Annotated in this window: 20 protein-coding genes; 8 read left to right on the forward strand and 12 right to left on the reverse strand. The window is 68.0% G+C overall.

Going from position 1 to position 22,435, the window contains the following annotated elements:
• Position 1: 1 nt before the first annotated feature.
• The 6 genes from ACFOM9_RS08545 to ACFOM9_RS08570 all read left to right on the forward strand — a co-directional run bounded on the left by ACFOM9_RS08545 (position 2) and on the right by ACFOM9_RS08570 (position 6,828).
• On the forward strand, positions 2–241 hold the full coding sequence (locus ACFOM9_RS08545; protein WP_386708980.1) for a hypothetical protein: 240 nt from the start codon (positions 2–4) through the stop codon (positions 239–241).
• A 36-nt stretch (positions 242–277) separates the two neighbouring features.
• A complete protein-coding gene (locus tag ACFOM9_RS08550; RefSeq protein ID WP_386708983.1) occupies positions 278–997 on the forward strand; it encodes an ABC transporter ATP-binding protein in 720 nt (239 codons plus the stop codon).
• 124 nt (positions 998–1,121) lie between these two features.
• A complete protein-coding gene (locus tag ACFOM9_RS08555; protein ID WP_386708986.1) occupies positions 1,122–2,432 on the forward strand; it encodes an ABC transporter permease in 1,311 nt (436 codons plus the stop codon).
• A gap of 76 nt (positions 2,433–2,508) precedes the next feature.
• Positions 2,509–3,741: an ABC transporter permease gene (locus ACFOM9_RS08560; RefSeq protein WP_386708989.1), complete on the forward strand. Its 1,233-nt coding sequence runs from the start codon at positions 2,509–2,511 to the stop codon at positions 3,739–3,741.
• A 203-nt stretch (positions 3,742–3,944) separates the two neighbouring features.
• Entirely contained in the window at positions 3,945–5,288 is a 1,344-nt protein-coding gene (locus ACFOM9_RS08565; protein ID WP_386708991.1) for a sigma-54-dependent transcriptional regulator, read from the forward strand.
• 229 nt (positions 5,289–5,517) lie between these two features.
• Positions 5,518–6,828, forward strand: a complete 1,311-nt coding sequence (locus ACFOM9_RS08570; protein WP_386708994.1) for a sensor histidine kinase — start codon at positions 5,518–5,520, stop codon at positions 6,826–6,828.
• Between the two features lie 162 nt (positions 6,829–6,990).
• Here the strand turns inward: ACFOM9_RS08570 and glmU are convergent, their stop codons facing one another.
• Positions 6,991–8,385, reverse strand: coding sequence for a bifunctional UDP-N-acetylglucosamine diphosphorylase/glucosamine-1-phosphate N-acetyltransferase GlmU (gene glmU / locus ACFOM9_RS08575; protein ID WP_386708997.1), 1,395 nt, complete (start codon positions 8,383–8,385; stop codon positions 6,991–6,993).
• Between the two features lie 142 nt (positions 8,386–8,527).
• On the opposite strand from glmU, the gene ACFOM9_RS08580 reads away from it, so the two are divergent.
• A complete protein-coding gene (locus ACFOM9_RS08580; protein ID WP_386708999.1) occupies positions 8,528–8,911 on the forward strand; it encodes a GtrA family protein in 384 nt (127 codons plus the stop codon).
• Between the two features lie 299 nt (positions 8,912–9,210).
• Here ACFOM9_RS08580 and ACFOM9_RS08585 read toward each other — a convergent pair whose 3' ends face one another.
• The 10 genes from ACFOM9_RS08585 to ACFOM9_RS08630 all read right to left on the reverse strand — a co-directional run bounded on the left by ACFOM9_RS08585 (position 9,211) and on the right by ACFOM9_RS08630 (position 18,937).
• Entirely contained in the window at positions 9,211–9,636 is a 426-nt protein-coding gene (locus ACFOM9_RS08585; RefSeq protein ID WP_386709002.1) for a F0F1 ATP synthase subunit epsilon, read from the reverse strand.
• A gap of 120 nt (positions 9,637–9,756) precedes the next feature.
• Positions 9,757–11,181, reverse strand: a complete 1,425-nt coding sequence (gene atpD, locus ACFOM9_RS08590) for a F0F1 ATP synthase subunit beta (RefSeq protein WP_386709005.1) — start codon at positions 11,179–11,181, stop codon at positions 9,757–9,759.
• 123 nt (positions 11,182–11,304) lie between these two features.
• Entirely contained in the window at positions 11,305–12,168 is an 864-nt protein-coding gene (gene atpG / locus ACFOM9_RS08595) for a F0F1 ATP synthase subunit gamma (RefSeq protein WP_386709007.1), read from the reverse strand.
• A gap of 123 nt (positions 12,169–12,291) precedes the next feature.
• Positions 12,292–13,857, reverse strand: a complete 1,566-nt coding sequence (gene atpA, locus ACFOM9_RS08600; protein ID WP_386709011.1) for a F0F1 ATP synthase subunit alpha — start codon at positions 13,855–13,857, stop codon at positions 12,292–12,294.
• A 79-nt stretch (positions 13,858–13,936) separates the two neighbouring features.
• On the reverse strand, positions 13,937–14,464 hold the full coding sequence (locus tag ACFOM9_RS08605) for a F0F1 ATP synthase subunit delta (RefSeq protein WP_386709014.1): 528 nt from the start codon (positions 14,462–14,464) through the stop codon (positions 13,937–13,939).
• Positions 14,465–14,467: 3 nt separating this feature from the next.
• Positions 14,468–14,953, reverse strand: coding sequence for a F0F1 ATP synthase subunit B (locus ACFOM9_RS08610; protein ID WP_386709017.1), 486 nt, complete (start codon positions 14,951–14,953; stop codon positions 14,468–14,470).
• A 72-nt stretch (positions 14,954–15,025) separates the two neighbouring features.
• Positions 15,026–15,301, reverse strand: coding sequence for a F0F1 ATP synthase subunit C (atpE, locus tag ACFOM9_RS08615; protein WP_027079743.1), 276 nt, complete (start codon positions 15,299–15,301; stop codon positions 15,026–15,028).
• Between the two features lie 73 nt (positions 15,302–15,374).
• Positions 15,375–16,256: a F0F1 ATP synthase subunit A gene (atpB, locus tag ACFOM9_RS08620; protein WP_386709022.1), complete on the reverse strand. Its 882-nt coding sequence runs from the start codon at positions 16,254–16,256 to the stop codon at positions 15,375–15,377.
• Between the two features lie 4 nt (positions 16,257–16,260).
• Positions 16,261–16,647, reverse strand: a complete 387-nt coding sequence (locus ACFOM9_RS08625) for a hypothetical protein (protein ID WP_386709025.1) — start codon at positions 16,645–16,647, stop codon at positions 16,261–16,263.
• Between the two features lie 370 nt (positions 16,648–17,017).
• Positions 17,018–18,937 (reverse strand): N-acetylmuramoyl-L-alanine amidase, encoded by a 1,920-nt coding sequence (locus ACFOM9_RS08630; RefSeq protein WP_386709028.1) that lies wholly within the window; start codon positions 18,935–18,937, stop codon positions 17,018–17,020.
• Between the two features lie 318 nt (positions 18,938–19,255).
• Between ACFOM9_RS08630 and ACFOM9_RS08635 the strand changes: the two genes are divergently transcribed.
• Positions 19,256–20,065, forward strand: coding sequence for a hypothetical protein (locus ACFOM9_RS08635; RefSeq protein ID WP_386709031.1), 810 nt, complete (start codon positions 19,256–19,258; stop codon positions 20,063–20,065).
• A gap of 488 nt (positions 20,066–20,553) precedes the next feature.
• Here ACFOM9_RS08635 and lpdA read toward each other — a convergent pair whose 3' ends face one another.
• Complete coding sequence (lpdA, locus tag ACFOM9_RS08640) at positions 20,554–22,434, reverse strand: dihydrolipoyl dehydrogenase (RefSeq protein ID WP_386709034.1); 1,881 nt, start codon at positions 22,432–22,434, stop codon at positions 20,554–20,556.
• Position 22,435: the final 1 nt, after the last annotated feature.

Here is a 22,435-nt window from a genome sequence, read left to right on the forward strand (position 1 = left end):
CATGCAAGCCCTGGCCAGTAAGTCCCCCGCTTACTTCTCGTTCCCGCAGCAGTGGAATGCGCAGGACCTCGCCGACGCCATGCCGCGGCGCCTGCGCCTGTCGCAGATGACCGATTACGACGCTGCGCGCGCTGGCGCCACCGCCAGCGCCAGCGCCAACACAGCGGCGCGCAGGTCGCGCGCCGTGCAGCGCGGCTATGCGCGCATCTCGGAATTGCCGGCGCTGTTCCGCATCCGCTGACAGACCGTCCCACCCATCGCCACCGAGGAAACACCCATGCTGGACATGCGCCAGGTCACCAAGGTCTACCGCACCGAACTGGTCGAGACGCACGCGCTGCGCTCGCTCGACCTGCACGTGAAGGAAGGCGAGTTCGTCGCCGTCACCGGGCCGTCGGGTTCGGGCAAGACCACCTTCCTCAACATCGCCGGCCTGCTGGAGACCTTCACCGGCGGCGAATTCACGCTCGATGGCGAGAACGTCAAGGGACTGTCCGACAACCAGCGCAGCCGCCTGCGCAACCAGAAGATCGGCTTCATCTTCCAGGGCTTCAACCTGATCCCGGACCTCAACCTGTTCGACAACTGCGACGTGCCGCTGCGCTACCGCGGCATGCCGGCGAACGAACGCAAGCTGCGGATCGAGGACGCGCTGGGGATGGTGGGCCTGGGTTCGCGGATGAAGCACTTCCCGGCCGAACTGTCCGGCGGCCAGCAGCAGCGCGCGGCGATCGCGCGCGCGCTTGCCGGCAGCCCGCGCCTGCTGCTCGCCGACGAACCCACCGGCAACCTCGACTCGCAGATGGCGCGCAGCGTGCTGGAGCTGCTGGAGGACATCAACTCGCAGGGCGCGACCATCATCATGGTCACGCACGACCCGGAGCTGGCCGCGCGCGCGCAGCGCAACGTGCACATCGTCGACGGCATGGCCACCGACCTGTCGGTGGAACCGAGCCTGGCGCGGGTACGCGCGGCGACGGCCAAGTCCACGGCGTAAGACCCCTTTCGCGGCAATGGATCAGGCCACGCGATGCATGGCCATCGCGGACCGGTCCCGACGCGGCACCTCCACAATCGATAGACGGCAAACGGCGGGCCCTGGCCCGCCCATGGAGCTCCCCATGTTCGGCTACTACCTGAACCTTGCGCTGCGCAGCTTCCGCCGCAACAAGGCGCTGACCGCGCTGATGGTGCTGGCGATCGCGCTGGGCATCGGCGCCAGCATGACCACGCTGACGGTATTCCACATCCTCTCCGGCGATCCCGTGCCGACCCGCAGCGGCGAGCTGTTCTACGTCCAGCTCGATCCCGCGGGCATGAATGGGTTCACGCCCGGCGAGGAGCCGGCCGAGCAGGTGACGCGCTTCGACGCCGAAACCCTGCTGCGCGAGAAGCGCGCCGATCGCCAGGCGATGATGACCGGCGGCAGCGTCGCGATCACCCCGCAGCGGCAGGGCATGACGCCGTTCTACGCCGATGCGCGCTACACCACGGCCGACATCTTCCCGATGTTCGACATGCCCTTCCTCAATGGCGGGGGCTGGAGCGCGACCGAGGACGAGCGCCACGCGCGCGTCGCGGTGATCGCCAAGGCGCTCAACGACAAGCTGTTCGGCGGCGCCAACAGCGTGGGCAGGACGGTGCGGCTGGAGAACGTCGACTTCCGCATCGTCGGCGTCCTCGACCAGTGGCGTCCCACGCCGCGCTTCTACGACATGAACAGCGATCGCTTCGGCGAACTCGAGCAGGTCTTCGTGCCGTTCTCGACCGCGCGCGACCTGAAGATGGGCCGCAACGGCAGCATGGATTGCTGGGGCGACTCCGGATCCGATCCCGAAGGCGAGACCGGGCTCAATGCGCCCTGCGTCTGGATCCAGTACTGGGCGCAGCTCGATACGCCGGCGAAGGCCGACGCCTACCGCCGCTACCTGGTCAACTATTCCGACCAGCAGCGCAGCAGCGGCCGCTTCGAGCGACCCACCAACGTGCGCCTGCGCAACGTGATGGACTGGCTGGATTACAACAAGGTCGTCCCGGGCGACGTGCGCCTGCAGGTGTGGCTGGCGTTCGGCTTCCTGCTCGTGTGCCTGCTCAATACGGTGGGCCTGCTGCTGGCGAAGTTCCTGCGCCGCAGCGGCGAGGTGGGCGTGCGCCGGGCACTGGGCGCTTCGCGCCGCGAGATCTTCATGCAATGCCTGGTCGAAGCGGGCACGGTCGGAGTGGCAGGCGGCATCGTCGGACTCGCCCTGGCATGGCTCGGGCTGTGGGCGGTGCGCCAGCAGCCGGCCAGCTACGCCGACCTCGCCCACCTCGATCCGCTGATGCTGCTGACGACCTTCGTGCTCGCCGTCGGCGCCAGCCTGCTGGCCGGCGTGATCCCGGCGTGGCAGGCGATGCAGGTGACGCCCGCGATGCAGCTCAAGAGCCAGTAGGCCAGCCCGGGTCCCGCGGCCGACGGGCCGCGTCCGCCGAACATTCCGCGATCCACGTTTCATCGAGGACTCCACCATGGAACTGCGCCCCATCCTGTCCACATTGCTCCGGCACAAGACCGCCGCCGCGCTGATCGTGCTGGAGATCGCACTGAGCTGCGCGATCGTCTGCAACGCCCTGTTCCTGATCGGCAACCGCATCGAGCGGATCGAACGCGTCAGCGGCGTCGCCGAGAACGAAGTCGTGCGCGTGCAACTCGCCGGCATCGGCGAGGACGAGAACGACGAAGCCCTGACCCGCAGCGACCTCGCCGTGCTGCGCGGATTGCCCGGGGTCAAGGCGGCCACCGTCACCAACCAGGTGCCGTTCGTGAACTCTTCGTGGAACACCTCGGTGAACATGACCAAGGACCAGAAGCAGCCCACCCTGGGCGCCACCGTCTACATGGGCGAGGAGCAGTTCCTCGACACACTCGGGCCGAAGATCGTGGAAGGTCGCCAGTTCGTCGCCGACGAGTTCATCGAGTGGGACGCGCTGGACGCGCCCGACAGCAAGGTCTCGATCCCCGCGGTGATCATCACCCGCAGCCTGGCCGAGAAGCTGTTCCCGGGCCAGAGCGCGGTCGGCAAGTCCTTCTACAGCTGGGGCGACAATCCGATCCGCGTCGTCGGCGTCGTCGACCACCTGGTTCGCCCGAGCGACCAGGGCGGGCCCACCGCGCACGAATACTCGATGGTGTTCCCGCTCAAGGTGCCCTATTCGCTGGGCGGCAACTACCTGCTGCGCACCGATCCCGCACGCCGCGCCGAAGTCCTGAAGGCGGCCATCGCCGCGCTCGAGCGCAACGGCCCGAACCGCATCATCCTGGCCGACAACACCAAGACCATCGAAGAGCTGCGAAACGGCTACTACCGCCAGGACCGCGCCATGGTCTGGATGCTGGTCGCGGTGATCGTCGCGCTGCTGGTGGTGACCGCGCTGGGCATCGTGGGGCTTGCGAGTTTCTGGGTGCAGCAGCGGACCAAGCAGATCGGCGTGCGCCGTGCGCTCGGCGCGACCCGGGGTCAGATCCTGCGCTACTTCCAGACCGAGAACTTCCTGCTGGCCAGCGTCGGCATCGTGCTCGGCATGCTGCTCGCCTTCGGGATCAACCAGATGCTGATGGGCAAGTACGAACTGCCGCGCCTGCCATTGGTGTACCTGCCCATCGGCGCGCTCACGCTGTGGCTGCTCGGCCAGTTCGCGGTGTTCTGGCCGGCGCGCCGCGCCGCGGCCGTGCCACCGGCGGTGGCCACGCGCAGCGTATAAAGTTGGCACTCGAAGCCCCTCTCCCGTCGGGAGAGGGGTTGGGGTGAGGGTCCGGCGAAGTTGCGCGACATCGGGCCGGATGCCAATCGTCAGCCCACTGCTGCAACTCCGATCCGGAACACAACAACTTCGCCGTACCCTCATCCGCCCCTTCGGGGCACCTTCTCCCAAGGGGAGAAGGGAACAGCCATCCGCAGCCCCCCATGCCCACGATCCTCGTCATCGATGACAACCCCTCCGTCGCCACCGCGCTGGAGGTGCTGTTCTCCCTGCACGACATCGGGACGCTGCGGGCCGAGACGCCGCAGGAAGGCCTGGCTCGGCTGCAGCGCCACGAGGTCGACCTCGTGATCCAGGACATGAACTTCCACGCCGACACCACCTCGGGCGAGGAGGGCATTGCGCTGTTCCAGCAGATCCGCGCGCAACATCCGGACCTGCCGGTGATCCTGCTGACGGCATGGACGCACCTGGAGTCCGCGCTCGAGCTGGTCCGCGCCGGCGCCGCCGACTACCTCGCCAAGCCGTGGGACGACCGCAAGCTGATGGCCACGGTGAACAACCTGCTGGAACTGGCGGTGGCGCATCGCGAACTGTCGCGCGAACGCGCCGGCGAACGCCAGCGCCGCGCCGCGCTGCTGCGCGACCACGACCTGCGCGGGCTGGTGTTCGACGATCCGGCCAGCGAAACCACCCTGTCGCTGGCGTGCCAGGTGGCGCGATCGGACATACCCGTGCTGATCACTGGACCCAACGGCGCGGGCAAGGAGAAGTACGCCGAGATCCTCCACGCCAACTCGCACGTGCGCAACGGCCCGTTCGTGGCGCTCAACTGCGGCGCGCTGCCGGCCGACCTGATCGAAGCCGAACTGTTCGGCGCCGAAGCCGGCGCCTACACCGGCGCGAACAAGGCGCGCGAAGGCAAGTTCGAGACCGCCGATGGCGGCACCCTGTTCCTCGACGAGATCGGAACCCTGCCGCTGGCCGGCCAGGTCAAGCTGCTGCGCGTGCTGGAAACCGGTCGTTTCGAGCGCCTGGGCGGCAATCGCGAACGCCGCGTCAGCGTGCGCATCGTCAGCGCGACCAACGCCGACCTCGCCGCGCAGATCGCAGATGGCCGCTTTCGCGAAGACCTCTTCTACCGGCTCAACGGCATCGAGCTGCGACTGCCGCCGCTGGCGCAGCGCCCGCGCGACATCCTGCCGCTTGCGCGGCATTTCCTGCCGGCCGGCAAGCACCTGGGCGAAGACGCCGAGCGCGCGCTGCTGCGCCACGGCTGGCCGGGCAACGTGCGCGAACTGCGCAACACGATGCAACGCGCGGCGCTGCTGGCGCGTGCGGACCAGATCTCCGCTGGCGACCTGGCCCTGCAGACGGCACCGGGCACGCCGCCTTCCGTGGCCGGGAGCGACGAACCGGACCGCGCGGCGATCGAAGCCGCGCTCGACCGCCACGGCGGCGTCCTGGCCCAGGCGGCGGCCGAACTCGGTCTGTCGCGGCAGGCGCTGTACCGCCGCCTCGACCGGCTCGGGATCAGGCGGGAGTGATGGCTGACATACGACCGGAGAATCCTGCACCTGCATTCACGCGCGGGCGGGAGGTGCACCACGACACACCCAAGGCGGGGTCATCCGGCGATCGGGTTTCGATACTGAAGACGTCATTCCTGCGCTCGCGCGAACTGGATGTCCCAAGTTTCCACAGTGCGACATCGACCGCTTCCCGCCTGCGCGGTCGAGAGCATGGTCTAAAGCGCGATCCCGCAGGGTGCTCCTGATGCACTGGTGGCATCGCCTTCCGCTGAATATCGTCTACGCGACGGTGACCTGCGCCTACATGCTGGCCGCCGCCGCGCTCGCGTTCGGGCTCGCGCACTGGTTGCCGCCGTGGGCGGCGAGCCTGCTGGCGGTGGCGTTGCTCGCGCCTCTGCTCGTCTACCACGTCCGCCGCGTGTTCGCGCCGGCGCGCTCCCTGTTCCGCGCCCTGGCGGGGAGTGTCGTCAGCTATCGCGACGGCGACTACAGCTCCGGCATCTCGTGGCACGGGCGCGGAGAGCTGCGCGAACTGGTCGACAGCCACAACCAGTTGGGCAAGGTCCTCCGCGACCAGCGCCAGTCGCTGGTCCAGCGTGAACTGCTGCTCGACACCGTGGTCCAGAACACGCCGGTGGCGATGCTGCTGGTGGACACCGCGCGGCGCGTGGTGCTCGGCAACCTCGCCGCGCGCAAGATGTTCGGCGAAGGCAGGAAGCTCGAAGGGCAGTCGTTCGACGCGCTTCTGGCGGCCACCAGCGAACCGGTGCGCGACGCATTCTCGCGGGGCGGCGACGGCATGTTCACCGTCGGCGAAGAGGACAGCGCCGAGATCTACCACCTGTCGCGGCGCACCTTCCGGCTCAACGGCCGGGAGCACGAACTGGTGCTGCTGCGCCTGCTTACGGCGGAACTGCGCCGGCAGGAAGTGCAGACCTGGAAGAAGGTGATCCGGGTGATCAGCCACGAACTCAACAACTCGCTGGCGCCGATCGCGTCGCTGGCGCATTCGGGCACCGAGCTGCTGCGGCGCGGACAGCACGAACGCCTGCCGATCGCGCTGGCCACCATCGAGGAACGCGCGCGCCACCTCGAAGGCTTCATCCGCGACTACGCGCGCTTCGCCAAGATGCCCGCGCCGCGATTGGAGGCCGTGGAATGGCGGCGCTTTATCACGCAGTTGCGCAGCCAGGTGGAGTTCGCCGACGACCTGCACCCGGCCGATGGGGTCGCGCGCATCGACGCCGCGCAGGTCGAGCAGGCGCTGCTCAACCTGTTGCGCAATGCGCATGAATCCGGCGGCCCCGAACATGAAGTCCGGCTGTCGGTGCGCGGCGTCCCCGGCGCCTGGCGCATCGACGTGCTCGACCGCGGAACCGGCATGAATGACGCGGTGCTCGCCAACGCGCTGCTGCCGTTCTATTCCACCAAACGCCACGGCACCGGACTGGGCCTGGCCCTGGCGCGGGAGATCGCCGAAGCCCACGGCGGCCGCATCGCCCTGCTCAATCGCGAGGGCGGGGGATTGTGCGTGTCGATGGTGCTGCCGGCGTAGGTGCGCATGACCCGCCGGCACGGCGAGGTCTCGCAGGAGCGATGCGAGAAGAGATCTTCCTGGCAGTTCGTCCGGGATTCCGGCAGCCACTCGTTGCTGCCAGCGCCACGGGAAAGCTCGCGGCTTCCGCCGCTCCTGCATGAGCAGCAACGACGCTGCCGACTACTTCGGCTTCTTGGCCGGCCGCTCCCAGCCCTCGATGGAAACCTGCCGCGCGCGCGCGACGGTGAGCTTGCCGGCAGGCGCATCGTTGCCGATCACCGAGCCGGCGCCGATCGTCGCACCCTTGCCGATCGTCACCGGTGCCACCAGCGACGCGTTCGAGCCGATGAAGGCGTTGTCCTCGATGGTCGTGGTGAACTTGTTGGCGCCGTCGTAGTTGCAGGTGATGGCGCCGGCGCCGACGTTGACGCCCGCGCCGATGTCCACGTCGCCGAGGTAGGTCAGGTGGTTGGCCTTGCTGCCCACCCCGACGCGCGCGTTCTTGGTCTCGACGAAGTTGCCGACGTGCACGCCGTCGGCAAGCACCGTGCCCGGGCGCAGCCGCGCGAACGGCCCGACCTGCACCGCGCCTTCGGTGCGCGCGCCGTCGATGTCGCAGTGCGCGCGCACTTCGGTGCCGGCGGCCAGGTCGGCGTCGCGGATGCGGCAGAACGGGCCGATGCGCACGCCTTCGCCCAGCGAGACGCGGCCCTCGAGCACGACGTCGACGTCGATCTCCACGTCGCGATCGACCGTGACCTCGCCGCGGATGTCGACCCGCTCCGGGTCCGCGAAGCGCACGCCCTGCACGCACAGCGCGCGCACCAGGCGGCGCTGGAACGCGCGCTCTAGCTGGGCCAGCTGCCACGGATCGTTGGCCCCCTCGGTTTCGATCGGATCGGCGACCGCGACCATCTCCGCGGCGGTGTACTCCGCAGCGGCCATCGCGAACACGTCGGTCAGGTAGTACTCGCCCTGTGCGTTGTCGCTCGACAGCCGCTGCAGCCAGCCCTTCAGCGCGACCGCATCGGCGGCCAGGATGCCGGTGTTCACGGTGCGGATGTGGCGTTGCTCCTCGTCGGCGTCCTTGTGTTCCACGATGGCGCCGACGCGGCCTTCCGAATCGCGAATGATGCGGCCGTAGCCGGTCGGGTCGGCGAGGTCGGCGACCAGGACCGCGATGCGTCCGCCCGCGGCCAGCAGGCGCTGCAGCGTGGCGGTGGTGATCAACGGCACGTCTCCGTACAGCACCAGCACCTGCGCCTCGTCGGGCACGTCGGGCATCGCCTGGCGCACGGCGTGGCCGGTGCCCAGCTGGCGCTCCTGTTCGACCCAGTGCAGAGCCTGCTCGGGACTTGATCCGGGGTCGGGCTGGTCCTCGAACGCGGCGCGCACCTGCTCGCCACCGTGCCCGTGCACGACGTGCACCCCGGCCGGGGCGAGTCCGCGCGCGGCGGCGATCACATGGGCGAGCATCGGCCGGCCCGCCACTTTCTGCAGGACCTTCGGCAGCGTGGACTTCATGCGCTTGCCCTCGCCGGCGGCGAGGATCACGACGTGCAATGGCGCGGTCATGCGGCGTTCCCGGATGGAATCGCTGAATTCTAACGGCGCCGGCATTACGATGCCCGCCACGCCCGTTTCCCGATGCCCGCATGCACGACGCCGTCCCTGCCGCGACCGCCCTGCCCCTGCTGTTCGCCGGCATCGCGCCTGCATGAGTCTCGGCCGCCAGGGCCGCCACTACCTGATCATCGGTGGCATCCAGTGGCTGGTGGACTGGGGCGTGATGGTGGCGCTCAGCCACTTCGGCATGGCCGTCGCCCCGGCCAACGTCGCCGGCCGGATCAGCGGCGCGCTGCTGGGGTACTGGCTCAACGGCAAGCTCACCTTCGCCGGCGAGGACACGGCGGTCGGTCGCACCCAGCTGCTGCGCTTCCTGGCGATGTGGCTGGTCACCACCGCGATCAGCACCTGGTCGATGGCCCACATCGACGACCTGTTCGGCCTGCGCTGGGCGTGGCTGGCCAAGCCGGGCATCGAGCTGGCGCTGGGCGTGCTCGGGTTCGTGCTGTCGAGGCACTGGGTCTACAAGCGCTGACGCGACAGGGCTCGCCGGACGGCTTCAGCGGGGTGCTTTGATCTTGCTTCCTCTGCTACTGCAGGGCAGAGGTAACGAAGGCGTGTGCGAACCAGTGGTTCGCGCCTGACGAGCTCCACTGACCCATGTTCGATGGGCGTGCAGATTGGCGACTGCCGCTGCTCGCACCGTGTGCATCCGCCGCCGACTCCCTGTCTTCGCGGCGCCAGGCCGGAGCAAAAGCCCGCGGCGGAACCCCTCCCTGCAGAAAGCAGAACGCCGGCACGGGGCCGGCGTTCGCGTAGCGGATGTTGCGTCGCTCAGTGCTTGAGGTTCTTGCGCAGCCGCTCCAGCGCGCTGAGCTGGGCGATGCTCATCGCCAGCTGCGTCTGCGCCTCCTCGGCGGACATCTTGGGGTCCTTGTTGGCCAGCGCGCGCTCGGCCTCTTCCTTGGCCGCGCGGACCGCGGCCTCGTCGATGTCCTGCGCGCGCACCGCGGTGTCGGCCAGGATCGTCACCAGCTGCGGCTGCACCTCGAGGATGCCGCCGGAAATCGCGAAGTCGAGCGTATCGCCGCCGGGCTGCGTCACCACCACCTTGCCGGGCTTGAGCCGGGTGATCAGCGGCGCGTGGCGCGGCGCGATGCCGAGCTCGCCCATTTCACCGGTGACCACGATCATCTCCGCCTCGCCATGGAAGATCTCGTGCTCGGCACTGACGATGTCGCAACGGATAGTGGATGCCATAGGGTTCTCGTTCTGCTCGTATGTGTTTCGCGATGGCGATTCGTGGGCGATCAGGACAAGCCAAGGCGCAACCGCGAATCAGCGCCTACGAAGCACCGGTCACGACCACCGGTCGCTGCCTCAGGCAGCGACCTTCTTCGCCTTCTCGATCGCTTCGTCGATCCCGCCGACCATGTAGAACGCCTGCTCGGGCAGGTGGTCGCATTCGCCGTCGACGATCATCTTGAAGCCGCGGATCGTGTCCTTCAGCGACACGTACTTGCCCGGCGAGCCGGTGAACACCTCGGCCACGTGGAACGGCTGCGAGAAGAAGCGCTCGATCTTGCGCGCGCGGCCGACGGCCAGCTTGTCCTCTTCGGACAGCTCGTCCATGCCGAGGATCGCGATGATGTCCTTCAGTTCCTTGTACTTCTGCAGCGTCGACTGCACGCGGCGCGCGGTGTCGTAGTGCTCGTTGCCGATCACGTTCGGATCCAGCTGGCGCGAGGTGGAGTCGAGCGGATCGACCGCCGGGTAGATGCCCAGCGACGCGATGTTGCGGCTCAGCACCACGGTCGCGTCGAGGTGGGCGAACGTGGTCGCCGGCGACGGATCGGTCAGGTCGTCCGCGGGCACGTACACGGCCTGGATCGAGGTGATCGAACCGGTCTTGGTCGAGGTGATGCGCTCCTGCAGCACGCCCATTTCCTCGGCGAGCGTGGGCTGGTAGCCCACCGCCGACGGCATGCGGCCCAGCAGCGCCGAAACCTCGGTGCCGGCCAGCGTGTAGCGGTAGATGTTGTCGACGAAGAACAGCACGTCGCGGCCCTTGCCGGTCTCGTCCTTCTCGTCGCGGAAGTACTCGGCCATGGTCAGGCCGGTGAGCGCGACGCGCAGGCGGTTGCCCGGCGGCTCGTTCATCTGGCCGTACACCATCGCGACCTTCGACTCCTTCATGTTGTCCAGCTTGATGACGCCTGCCTCGGCCATCTCATGGTAGAAGTCGTTGCCTTCGCGGGTGCGCTCGCCGACGCCGGCGAACACCGACAGGCCGGAATGCTCGGTGGCGATGTTGTTGATCAGCTCGAGCATGTTCACCGTCTTGCCCACGCCGGCGCCCCCGAACAGGCCGACCTTGCCGCCCTTGGCGAACGGGCACATCAGGTCGATGACCTTGATGCCGGTTTCCAGCAGTTCGTTGGTCGCGGCCTGGTCTTCGTAGCTCGGCGCGGTGCGGTGGATTTCCCAGTGCTCGGTGGCTTCGACCGGACCGGCCTCGTCGATCGGCTCGCCGAGCACGTTCATGATCCGTCCCAGCGTACCGACGCCGACCGGCACCGACACGGCCTTGCCCGTGTTCTCGGCGACCAGGTTGCGCTTCAGGCCGTCGGTGGAGCCCAGCGCGATGGTGCGCACCACGCCGTCGCCCAGCTGCTGCTGCACTTCCAGCGTGATCGCGGTGTCCTTGACCTTCAGCGCGTCGTACACGCGGGGCACGCTCTCGCGCGGGAACTCGACGTCGACGACGGCGCCGATGATCTGGACGATCTTGCCTGCGTTGCTCATCACTCTAGTCCTCTGGAACTCGGTATCTGATTTTGTAGGAGCGGCTTCAGCCGCGAGCTCTTGATTTTTCTTGTAAGAGCTCGCGGCTGAAGCCGCTCCTACAGGAATGATTTGTTCGCTGGATCAAACCGCCGCGGCGCCGCCGACGATCTCGGAAATCTCCTGCGTGATCGCCGCCTGCCGGGCCTTGTTGTAGACCAGGTTCAGCGTGTCGATCAGCTTGTTCGCGTTGTCGCTGGCGGCCTTCATCGCCACCATGCGCGCAGCATGCTCCGAGGCCACGTTCTCCATCACCGCCTGGTACACCAGCGACTCGATGTAGCGCGTCAGCACGTGCTCGAGCACGGCCTGCGCGTCGGGTTCGTAGATGTAGTCCCACTCGTGGCGCGCGACGGCCTCGTCCGACGCCGGCAGCGGCAGCAGCTGGTCGAACGCCGCGCGCTGGGTCATCGTGTTGACGAAGTCGTTGTAGGCCAGGAACACCTTGTCGACCTTGCCGCTGCCATAGGCGTCGAGCATCACCTTGATCACGCCGATCAGCTGGTCGACGCGCGGCTGGTCGCCCAGATGGGTGACCGTGGCCAGCATCTCGACCTTGATCCGGCGGAAGAACACCGACGCCTTCTGGCCGATGGTGACCACGTCGACCTCGACCCCCTGCTGCTGCCAGCCGCGGATCTCGCCCAGCAGCTTGCGGAACAGGTTGTTGTTGAGCCCGCCGGCCAGGCCGCGGTCGGACGAGACGATCACGTAGCCGACGCGCCTGATGTCGCTGCGCTCGACCAGGTAGGGGTGCTGGAACTCGGAGTTCGCCTGCGCCAGATGGCCGATGACCTGCTTCATCGCCCGTGCGTACGGTCGCGAGGCCTTCATCCGCTCCTGGGCCTTGCGGATCTTGGAAGCCGAGACCATCTCGAGCGCACGCGTCACCTTGCGGGTGTTCTGCACGCTCTTGATCTTGGTTTTGATTTCTCTGCCGCCGGCCATCTTCTGCTCGCTCTGCTCGCCGTGATCCGATACTGGTGATGCGTGGATGGAAACGGCAAGAACCGCACCACCCAGAAGCCCCGCCTTACGAACCAGCCCTCACGAATTACCCATCACACCAGCTCAGAATGAGCCGGTGGCCTTGAATTCCTCGATGCCCTTCCGGAACGCGCCTTCGATGGCGTCGTTCCAGTCGCCGCTTTCGTTGACCTGCTTGATCACATCCCCGGCGGTGTTGGCGAAATGCGCGTGCAAGGCTTCCTCGAACGCGCCGATCCTGTTGACCGGCACCTCGTCCATGTAGCCCTTGTCGACCGCATAGATCGACAGCGCCTGCTCGGCCACCGACATCGGGGCGTACTGCTTCTGCTTCATCAGTTCGGTCACGCGCTGGCCGCGCTCGAGCTGCTTGCGGGTGGCTTCGTCCAGGTCGGAGGCGAACTGGGCGAACGCCGCGAGCTCGCGGTACTGGGCGAGCGCGATGCGGATGCCGCCCGACAGCTTCTTCATGATCTTGGTCTGGGCCGCGCCGCCGACGCGCGACACCGAGATGCCGGCGTTCACGGCCGGGCGGATGCCGGCGTTGAACAGGTCGGTCTCGAGGAAGATCTGACCGTCGGTGATCGAAATCACGTTGGTCGGCACGAACGCGGACACGTCGCCGGCCTGGGTCTCGATGATCGGCAGTGCGGTCAGCGAACCGGTCTTGCCCTTGACCGCGCCGTTGGTGAACTTCTCGACGTAATCCTCGTTGACGCGCGCGGCGCGCTCGAGCAGGCGGGAGTGCAGGTAGAACACGTCTCCCGGGTAGGCCTCGCGGCCCGGCGGGCGGCGCAGCAGCAGCGAGATCTGGCGGTAGGCCACGGCCTGCTTGGACAGGTCGTCGTAGATGATCAGCGCGTCTTCGCCGCGGTCGCGGTAGTACTCGCCCATGGTGCAGCCGGAGTACGGCGCGATGTACTGCATCGCGGCCGACTCGGCGGCGGCGGCCGCGACCACGATCGTGTGCGCCATCGCACCGTGTTCTTCCAGCTTGCGCACCACGTTGGCGATCGAGCTGTTCTTCTGGCCGATGGCGACGTAGATGCACTTAACGCCGGTGCCCTTCTGGTTGATGATCGCGTCGATCGCCACCGCGCTCTTGCCGGTCTGGCGGTCGCCGATGATCAGCTCGCGCTGGCCGCGGCCGATCGGGATCATCGAGTCGATGGCCTTGTAGCCGGTCTGCACCGGCTGCGACACGCTCTTGCGCGCGATCACGCCCGGGGCAATGGTTTCCACCGGCGCGGTCTGCGCGGCGGCGATCGGGCCCTTGCCGTCGATCGGCTCGCCCAGCGCGTTGACCACGCGGCCCAGCAGTTCGGGACCGGTCGGCACTTCGAGGATGCGGCCGGTGGTCTTGGCCACGTCGCCCTCGCGCAGGTGTTCGTAGTCGCCCAGGACCACGGCGCCGACCGAGTCGCGCTCCAGGTTCAGCGCGAGCGCGAAGGTCTCGGCGCCGCTTTCGGAAGCCGGCAGCTGGATCATTTCGCCCTGCATCACGTCGGCCAGGCCATAGATGCGCACGATGCCGTCGGACACGCTGGTCACGGTGCCTTCGTTGCGCGCCTCGGCGCTGAGCTTGACCTTCTCGATGCGGGTCTTGATCAGTTCGCTGATTTCGGACGGGTTGAGCGTGGTGGTTGCCATTGCTGTTTCCTGTAGGGCGGGCCCAGGCCCGCCATCACGGTTTCATTGCGGCGGGCCGACGGCCCGCCCACGATTCGAATCAACTTGCGAGGGCGGCCTGCAGGCGCTCGAGCTTGCCCTTGAGCGAGCCATCGATGACCACGTCGCCGGCATCGATGACCGCGCCGCCGATCAGCGAGGCATCGACCGCCGACTCGACCTCGACCTCGCGCCCGAAACGCTTGCGCAGCGCGGCCTTGATGGTGTCCAGCTCGCCGGCGGGAAGCGCCGTCGCCGACGTCACCTTCGCCTTGACCACGCGCTCGGCCTCGGCGCGCAGGTCCTCGTACAGGCCGGCGATCTCCGGCAGCAGCACCAGGCGGCGATTGTCCGCCAGCAGCGCGAGGAAATCGCCGAACAGCGCCGAGGCGCCCTCGGGCGACAGCAGCGCAACCGCGTCGCTGTCGGCCAGCTGCGGATTGCCGAGCAGCCCGGCGACCTGCGGATCGGCCGCCACGCGCGCGGCGAAGCCGAGCGCCGCGGACCAGTCCGCGAACCGGCCTTCATCGCGCGCGATCGAAAACGCGGCGCGGGCGTAGGGACGGGCGAGGGTGAGGGCCTGGCTCATGGATCAGGCCGCTTCGGACGACAGCTGGGCAGCGAGTTCGTCGAGCAACGCCTTGTGGGCGTTGGCGTCGATCTCGCGGCGCAGCAGCTTCTCGGCGCCGGTCACCGCCAGCACGGACACCTGCTTGCGCAGGTCTTCGCGGGCGCGGTTGGAGGCCGCCGCGATCTCGCTCTCGGCCAGCGCCTTCTGGCGCGCGCCCTCGGCGATCGCCTCGGTCTTGGCGGCGTCGACGATCTGGTTGGCGCGCTGGTGGGCCTGCTCGATGATCTCGTTGGCCTTGACGCGGGCCAGCTTCAGCTCTTCGTTGACCTGGTCCTGCGCCTGGGCCAGTGCCTTCTGGCTGTTGTCGGCCGCGGCGAGGCCTTCGGCGATCTTCTGCTGGCGCTCCTCGATGGCCGCGATGATGTGCGGCCAGCCGAATTTCATCACCAGCCAGGCGACCGCGAAGAACGCGAAGCCCTGAATGACCAAAGTGAGGTTGGGTAGCATGGTGCTGTGCTCCTGGTGCCGGCGGCCCCGCCGCCGGCTATGCCTGAATCGCTTGTCGGGTCAGCGCGGCGTTCAGCCGGCGATCGAGCCCAGCAGCGGGTTGGCGAACAGCAGCAGCAGCGCGATGGCGACGCCGATCATCGGCACGGCGTCGAGCAGGCCGGCGACGATGAACATCTTGGTCTGCAGCATCGGGGTCAGCTCCGGCTGGCGCGCCGAACCTTCGAGGAACTTGCCACCGAGGATGGCGAAACCGATCGCGGTGCCGAGGGCACCGAGGCCGATCAGGAGGCCGGCGGCGATGACGGTGAACTTCAGCACTTCAGCATTGAGGACTGCGATATCCATGGTGTACTCCGGTTGGATCGTTTGACTGTTGCGTAGGGTGGATGGGCGGAACGAAAACGGTGGCGCTGACGGCTCAGTGGCTCTCGGCCGACATGCTCAGGTAGACGATGGTCAGCATCATGAAGATGAAGGCCTGCAGGGTGATGATCAGCACGTGGAACGCGGTCCAGGCGAAGCCCGAGATGAACTGCATCGCGCCCATGATGTAGGTGCTGAAGTGCGACATCGACGCATCGAGCGTCATCAGCGCGATCAGGATGAAGATCAGCTCGCCGGCGTACATGTTGCCGAACAGTCGCAGCGACAGGCTCAGCGGGCGCACGCCTTCCTCGATCAGGCGCAGCAACACGTTGGCCGGCGCCAGCACGATCTTCATCGGCGTGCTTTCGGCATGGAACGGCGCGGTGAAGATTTCCTTGGTGAAGCCGCCCAGGCCCTTGTGGCTGATCCCGAACACCTGGATCAGCAGGAACACCGCGATCGACAGGCCGAAGGTGGTGTTGAGGTCGGCGGTGGGCACGGCGCGCAGGTAGGCGTGCGCGGGATCGTGGCCGGCGGCGACGTAGCCGTTGGCCCAGGCCCACGGCAGCAGGTCCACCGGGACCATGTCCATGAAGTTCATCAGGAACACGAGCAGGAAGATGGTGATCGACAGCGGCGCGATCAGCTTGCTGCGGCCGTGGAAGGTCTCGCGCACCAGCCCGTCGACGAAGCCGACGATGATCTCGACCAGCGCCTGGAACTTGCCGGGCACGCCCGACGTGGCGCGGCGCGCGGTCAGCAGGAAGGTGACCACAAACAGCAGCCCCAGCACCGCCGTGAAGAACAGCGTGTCGACGTTCAGGGTCATGAACTGGCTATCGCCCACGCTCACCTGCAGGTGGTGCAGGTGGTGGTTGATGTATTCGGTGGATCCGCCGGTTTCGGCGGCCTGGCCGTTGTTTTCAGCGATCACGCGTTCAACCCTTGCTGTTTGCGTCTTGCTTGAGGAAATTGAGTGCCAGCAGGTAGGCCAGCAATCCCGCCACCAGGCCCGCCAGCATCGGCAACGGCGGCAGGCGCCAGGTTGACAACGCTGTCGCGAGGACCACGATCGCGACCAACCACTTGCCCATCGCACCCAGCAACAACCTGCCGAATGCGACCGGTGCCCGGACGATGCCGCGCAGCGCCACCAGGGCGGCCAGCGCATTGCCCAGCACCAGTGCGAGCCCCCCTACTCCCGCCGCCAGCGCCTCGCGCACGTCCCGCGCGAGGAAGGCCGCTGCCAGCAGCGCGACGACCCCTCCCTGGACGGCCACCGCGCGCAGCGCTGCCCGGCGACCGGCGGCGATGGGATCGTGCACGAATCACCTGTTCAGCTTGCGGGGACCTGCCGCGGAGGGCCGCATGATCTGCCCTGTGCAAATCCCTCCTGCGAAGCCGCGGAAGTATAGCAGGGCCCGGATTTGGCCGGCAACCGCCAGAAGCCTTGATTCTTCAGGGCTTTCCGCCCGGGGCGGGCGCGTCCGCCGGACGCGGTCGGCGGAACCTTTCGCGGCAGGCACGGTCAATGATCCCGAGGCCTGTGTCCCAATTCCTCGTCGGATCCGCTACAGGCCCCGAAGCCCCGGTTCTCTCCATGGCCGGGGCTTTTTTTCGTCTCGCGGATCGGCCTGGCGCGAGCCTTCGGCCGCCGCGGAAAAGGCGCCCGGCTGGCCGGGCGCCCGTTCTTCGTCAGTTGATCAGTTGCACGTTGTCGATATAGGTATTGACCGTGTAGCTGGTGTTGGCGTGGTACAGCCAGACCGCATCGAGCTTGACCGTGCTGGCGGTGATCGCGCCGTTGGCGCCACCTGCCCAGGCGTTCCACTGCGCGGAGTCGGACAGCTTCCATTCCACGTAGGTCCACGTGTTGGCGGGCAGCGCGCGCGAAACCGAGCGCTCGGTGCCATCGCTGTCGTCGATCCCGACCGCAACGCTGACGCCACTGCCGGCCGCGAACGCCCAGAACCCGACCCGCCCATTGCGCGACAGCCCGGTGTTGCTGCCGGGGTTGCCGCTGCCGGAGAGCAAGCGCACCGCCCACGACGACGACGACGACGTATTGTCCACCAGCCGCACCTGCAGCGAGCATGAGCCGTTGTGGCGGATGCTGCAGTTGCGCGCGGCGGTGGATGCGGTCGCGATGCCGGTGGTGCTGCCGGAGTACGTCGGGCTGGTCACGAAGTGGCCGACGCTGCTTTCGAAGCTGTCGAGGATGGTCGTGGTGCCGGACGACGGATTGATCAGGCCGTAGTACTTCGACCAGTTCCAGTACTTGCCCGGGTCGGTGTGCGAATTGTCGGTCAGGTTCTGGTGGCCGATGATGTCGTAATCGGCATCGCTCAGGTCCGCCGTCGTGTACGAGCGCATCGCGCGCGTGCAGACGATGCCCGCGTAGCGCGCGCACGACTGCCGGGTGATCGCAGCCGACGCGTTGTACATCGCCGTGGTGTACCAGTCGGGATTGCTGATGTAGCCCTCGTGCTCGATGCCGATCGAGTGCGGGTTGTGGGAACGCACGTGCCAGGCCTTCTGGCTCTCACGCACCATCTGCGTGACCTGGCCGTCGGAGCTGCGGATCAGGTAGTGCGCGCTGACCTCGGAGCTGGCGTTCTGGAACCAGGAAATCGAGCCGGCGTAGCTGCCCTGCATGGTGTGGACGGCGACCTCGCGCACCGCGGTTCCGCTGCGTGAGGACTGGTTGGGCGAGTACACCCAACGCGCTCCGGGGAAATCCACCGTCGCAAGAGTGGCGCTGGCGGACGTGTCGACGATGCCGGCATCCTCCCCGTCTGGCGCGCGAGCGACCAGCTGCTCGGTGCGCGGGTCGATCGCGAACGCCCCGGTCTCCGGGACATCCCGGTCCAGGTCGAGCCGCACCAGCGGCGCGTTCAGCCTGACCAGCGTGTCCGCGGGGAAGGCCCGCTCCCACTGCACTGCACGCTCGGGCACGCGGATGCCGTTGTCGTTCACGCCGCGGTCGATGCCGAGCAGCACGTCGAAGGCGAAGCTGGCGCGGGCGTAGGCATCCACGTCACCCACGGCGGCGCCGGCCTGGCCGCCGAAGCCCGCGTAGCGTTGCAGCGCCTGCGCCAGCGCTTCGTCGTCGCGCGCCGTGCCACGCAGTTCGCGATCGAGCAACACCGCCGCGGCGAGGATGTTCGTCGACGGATTGTGCTTGACCCGTTCCGGCGTGGTGCCCAGCAGCGCGGCGGCTTCAGCGACCTGGTCGGCGAAGCCTTCCCCCGCATACAGGCCCATCACGCCCCAGGCCTGCGGCATGTCGCCGTGGCGCGGCTCGCCGTTGCGGTCGGGCCGCAACTGGTGCCAGCGGCTCTGGCTGTAAGCCAGCGCTTCCAGCGTGCCGGCGGGAATCCGCGGGTAGCGCGCGTAGGCGGCGCGGAACATCGCCGGATAATAGGAACGCTCGTTCTGCAGGCGTTTCTCCTGCGCCTGCAGGTTCCGTGCGAAATCGCCGGTGGCACCGGCCTCGGCCAGCGCCCTGGCCTCATCAGCCGCCTGCGACGGCATCACGCCGATCGCGCCCGCCGATACCGTCGCGCTCCCCATTGCACCGGCCAACACCAGCGCAGTCCTGATCACATGCTTCATGTCGCTCTCTCTCCCTGGTCTCCCCTGTGCTGACTGGATACCGGCAAGGCCGTGTTCCCGCATCTGGGGCAAACCCCTGCCCGGTCGTCGATGCGTCACAGTTCGACGCTTGGGCTTCGCACGCGCATCGGCATCGGCACGTTCCGGGGCTGGTGTGCGCGCATGCGCGCATGAGGCGGGCGTCACACACACACGCTCCCGAGGTGCGCGTCGCGCGATCGCGCCGCGCTTCACGCGCATTCGACCGCGCCGCTGCACTAAATACGCACTGCGATCCCGCCACGGATTGCGTTCCCTCCCCCCCTCGGAGCAAACCAAGTGAGTCATTTCATCCGGGCCGTGTCCTTCTCCATCGCCGCCGCCGGCGCGCTGGCTTCGCTGGCCGCCCATGCCGACGACGATCGGTTCACCCTGCGCCTCGGCGCCATGCAGGCCAGCGGTGACGTCCGCCTCAACGGCACCGTCGATTTCGCCGGCGACACCTATCGCTACACCAGCGAGCATCTCGACTTCGGCGACGACACCGCGCCGCGGGTCGAGGGCGTGTTCCATTTCAGCGAACGCAACCGGCTGCTGTTCAACTATTTCCAGTACGACCGCGACAAGCGCTACGCCCTCGACGAGGACGTGGTGCTGGGCGACATCACCGTCCCGGCCGGCAGCATGGCCAAGGCCGAGGCCGAATTCGCGCTCGGCAGCGTGGTGTACGACTACGCGCTGGTCGAAACGCCGACCACCAGCTTCGGCCTGCAGATCGGCGCCGAATGGGCGCGGCTTGAGGGCAACGTCTACGCCACCGATGGCACCGACAGCTTCGAAAGCCGCGACAGCGAAACCGGCGTCGCACCCGTGGTGGGCGCGCGCTTCTCGACCCACACCGCCGACCAGAAGTGGGGCTTCACTGCGCAGGCGCAGTACCTGGATGCCGACTGGGGCGACTTCAACGATTACAGCGGCGACATCAGCCGCGCCAACGCGCTGGTCGAGTACCGCTTCACCCGCAATTTCGGCGTGTACGCGGGCTACGACTGGTTCAAGCTCGACGTCAACCGCGCCTACGACGACGGCAGCGCCGGCATGGACCTGACCTTCAAGGGGCCGACCGCCGGCGTGACGTTCGCATTCTGATCGCGGCGCAAAGGACTTCGCCCAACCGAGGAAAGGCGCGGCGTCCGCCGGATGGGGGCACCGGGCGTGAGTGGCCCGGGATGCGAATGTCCCCCGGCGTCGGCCTCGCGCCGACGCCTCCTCCTTGATTTCGCATCCCGGGCCACTCACACCCGGTGCTGCAAGTTGTGCCATGGCTGCATGAGCGCAGCGGAGCTTGGCTTTGGAGAAGCCCGCAATCCCACAGCCCGACGCGACCGGCAGGTCTTCAGGGCGAAACCAAGGAGGAGGCAGCCGCCGCCAGGCCGGATGCCGGGGGCGTCGCCCCGAAGGTCTGCCGGTCGCGTCGGGGCTCCGTCAGGCCGCGCGATGCCTGCGATCCGACAGGAAGCGAAAGCGCCTTCCGAAACAGGGAGAGGACCAGAAGAAAGCCCCGCAATGCGGGGCCTTTTCGGTGCAGCATCCGGCAGCGCGGCGCGCGGCAACATGCGCCGGCCCGGCGCGGCGGATCACTTCTTCTTCGGGATGTACAGGTCGGTGATCGTGCCGTCGTAGGCCTCCGCCGCCATGCCGACCGATTCGCTGAGGGTCGGATGCGGATGGATGGTGTGGCCGATGTCGGCGACTTCGCAGCCCATCTCGATCGCCAGCGCGGCTTCTGCGATCAGGTCGCCGGCGTGCACGCCGACGATGCCGGCGCCGACGATGCGCTGCGTGGCCTCGTCGAACACCAGCTTGGTGAAGCCCTCGGTGCGGCCCAGGCCAATCGCGCGGCCCGACGCGGCCCACGGGAACTTGCCCACGCCGACCTTCAGCCCCTTGGCCTTCGCCTCGGTTTCGGTCACGCCGACCCACGCGATCTCGGGATCGGTGTAGGCCACCGACGGAATCACCCGCGCTACCCATTCCTTCTTTTCGCCGGCGGCGACTTCGGCGGCGAGCTTGCCCTCGTGCGTCGCCTTGTGCGCCAGCATCGGCTGGCCGACCAGGTCGCCGATGGCGAAGATGTGCGACACGTTGGTGCGCATCTGCGCGTCGACGTCGATGAAGCCGCGCTCGGTCACGCGCACGCCGGCCTTGCCGACGTCGAGCGTGCCGCCGTTGGGCACGCGCCCGACCGCGACCAGCACGCGGTCGAACGTGCCGGCGTCCGGGATGCTCTTGCCCTCGAAGCTGCATGCGATGCCGGCCTTGCCGGCCTGGGCCTCGACCACCTTCGTTTCCAGGTGCACCGACACGCCCTGCTTCTTCAGCCGGTCGGCGAGCGGCCGGACCAGGTCCGGGTCGGCGCCGGGCATCAGCTGCGTGGCCAGTTCGACCACCGTGACCTCGCTGCCGAGCGCGCGATACACCGTCGCCATCTCCAGGCCGATGATGCCGCCGCCGACGACGAGCAGCTTCTTCGGCACGTCGGCCAGTTCGAGCGCGTCGGTCGAATCCATCACCCGCGGATCGTCCCACGGGAAACCCGGCAGCTTCAGCGCCTGCGAACCGGCGGCGATGATGCACTGCCCGAACTTCAGCAGCTGCGTGTCGCCACCTTGGCCGGTGATTTCGAGCTCGTTGGCGGACACGAACTTTGCCTGCCCGGTCGCCACGCGCACCTTGCGCTGCTTGGCCATCGCCGACAGGCCACCGGTCAGCTGGCCGACCACCTTGTCCTTGTAGGCGCGCAGCTTGTCGAGCGCGATCCTGGGCTTGCCGAAGTCGACGCCGTAGTCGGTCGCGTGCAGGGCCTCGTCGATCACCGCGGCCGCGTGCAGCAGCGCCTTGGACGGAATGCAGCCGACGTTGAGGCACACGCCACCCAGCTGCGCATAGCGCTCGACGAGGACCGTATCCAGGCCCAGGTCGGCAGCGCGGAACGCGGCGGTGTAGCCGCCGGGCCCGGCGCCGAGGACGACGACGGCGCATTCGATGTCGGGCTTGCGACCGCTTGCCGACGCAGCTTGCGGTGCGGGAGTCTCGCTATTGCCTGCGCTCTTGCCTGCGCTCCCGCTGGCGCGGGAGGGCTCGGGGGACGCCGGCGCTTTCGGAGCAGACCCCTCGCCCGGCTTGCCTTGCGCGCTTTGCTCTCCGGCAGCCGTGCGGGGAGGGTTTGGTTTGCCGGCGTCATCGGCACCTGCGGCGGCGGCGGGAGCATCGGTAGCCTCCTGCGTTTCCATCACCGCCACCACGCTGCCTTCCGAGAGCGTGTCGCCGACCTTCACGCGCAGTTCCTTGACCACGCCCGCCACCGGCGACGGCACTTCCATCGTCGCCTTGGCCGATTCCAGCGTCACCAGTCCCTGGTCTGTCGCGATCGTGTCGCCGACAGCGACCAGCACCTCGATCACCGGCACGTCGTCGAATCCGCCGATGTCGGGAACCTTCACTTCGAGCGTCGCCATG

The sequence above is a fragment of the Luteimonas notoginsengisoli genome (assembly GCF_042648885.1).
Lineage (GTDB): Bacteria > Pseudomonadota > Gammaproteobacteria > Xanthomonadales > Xanthomonadaceae > Luteimonas > Luteimonas notoginsengisoli.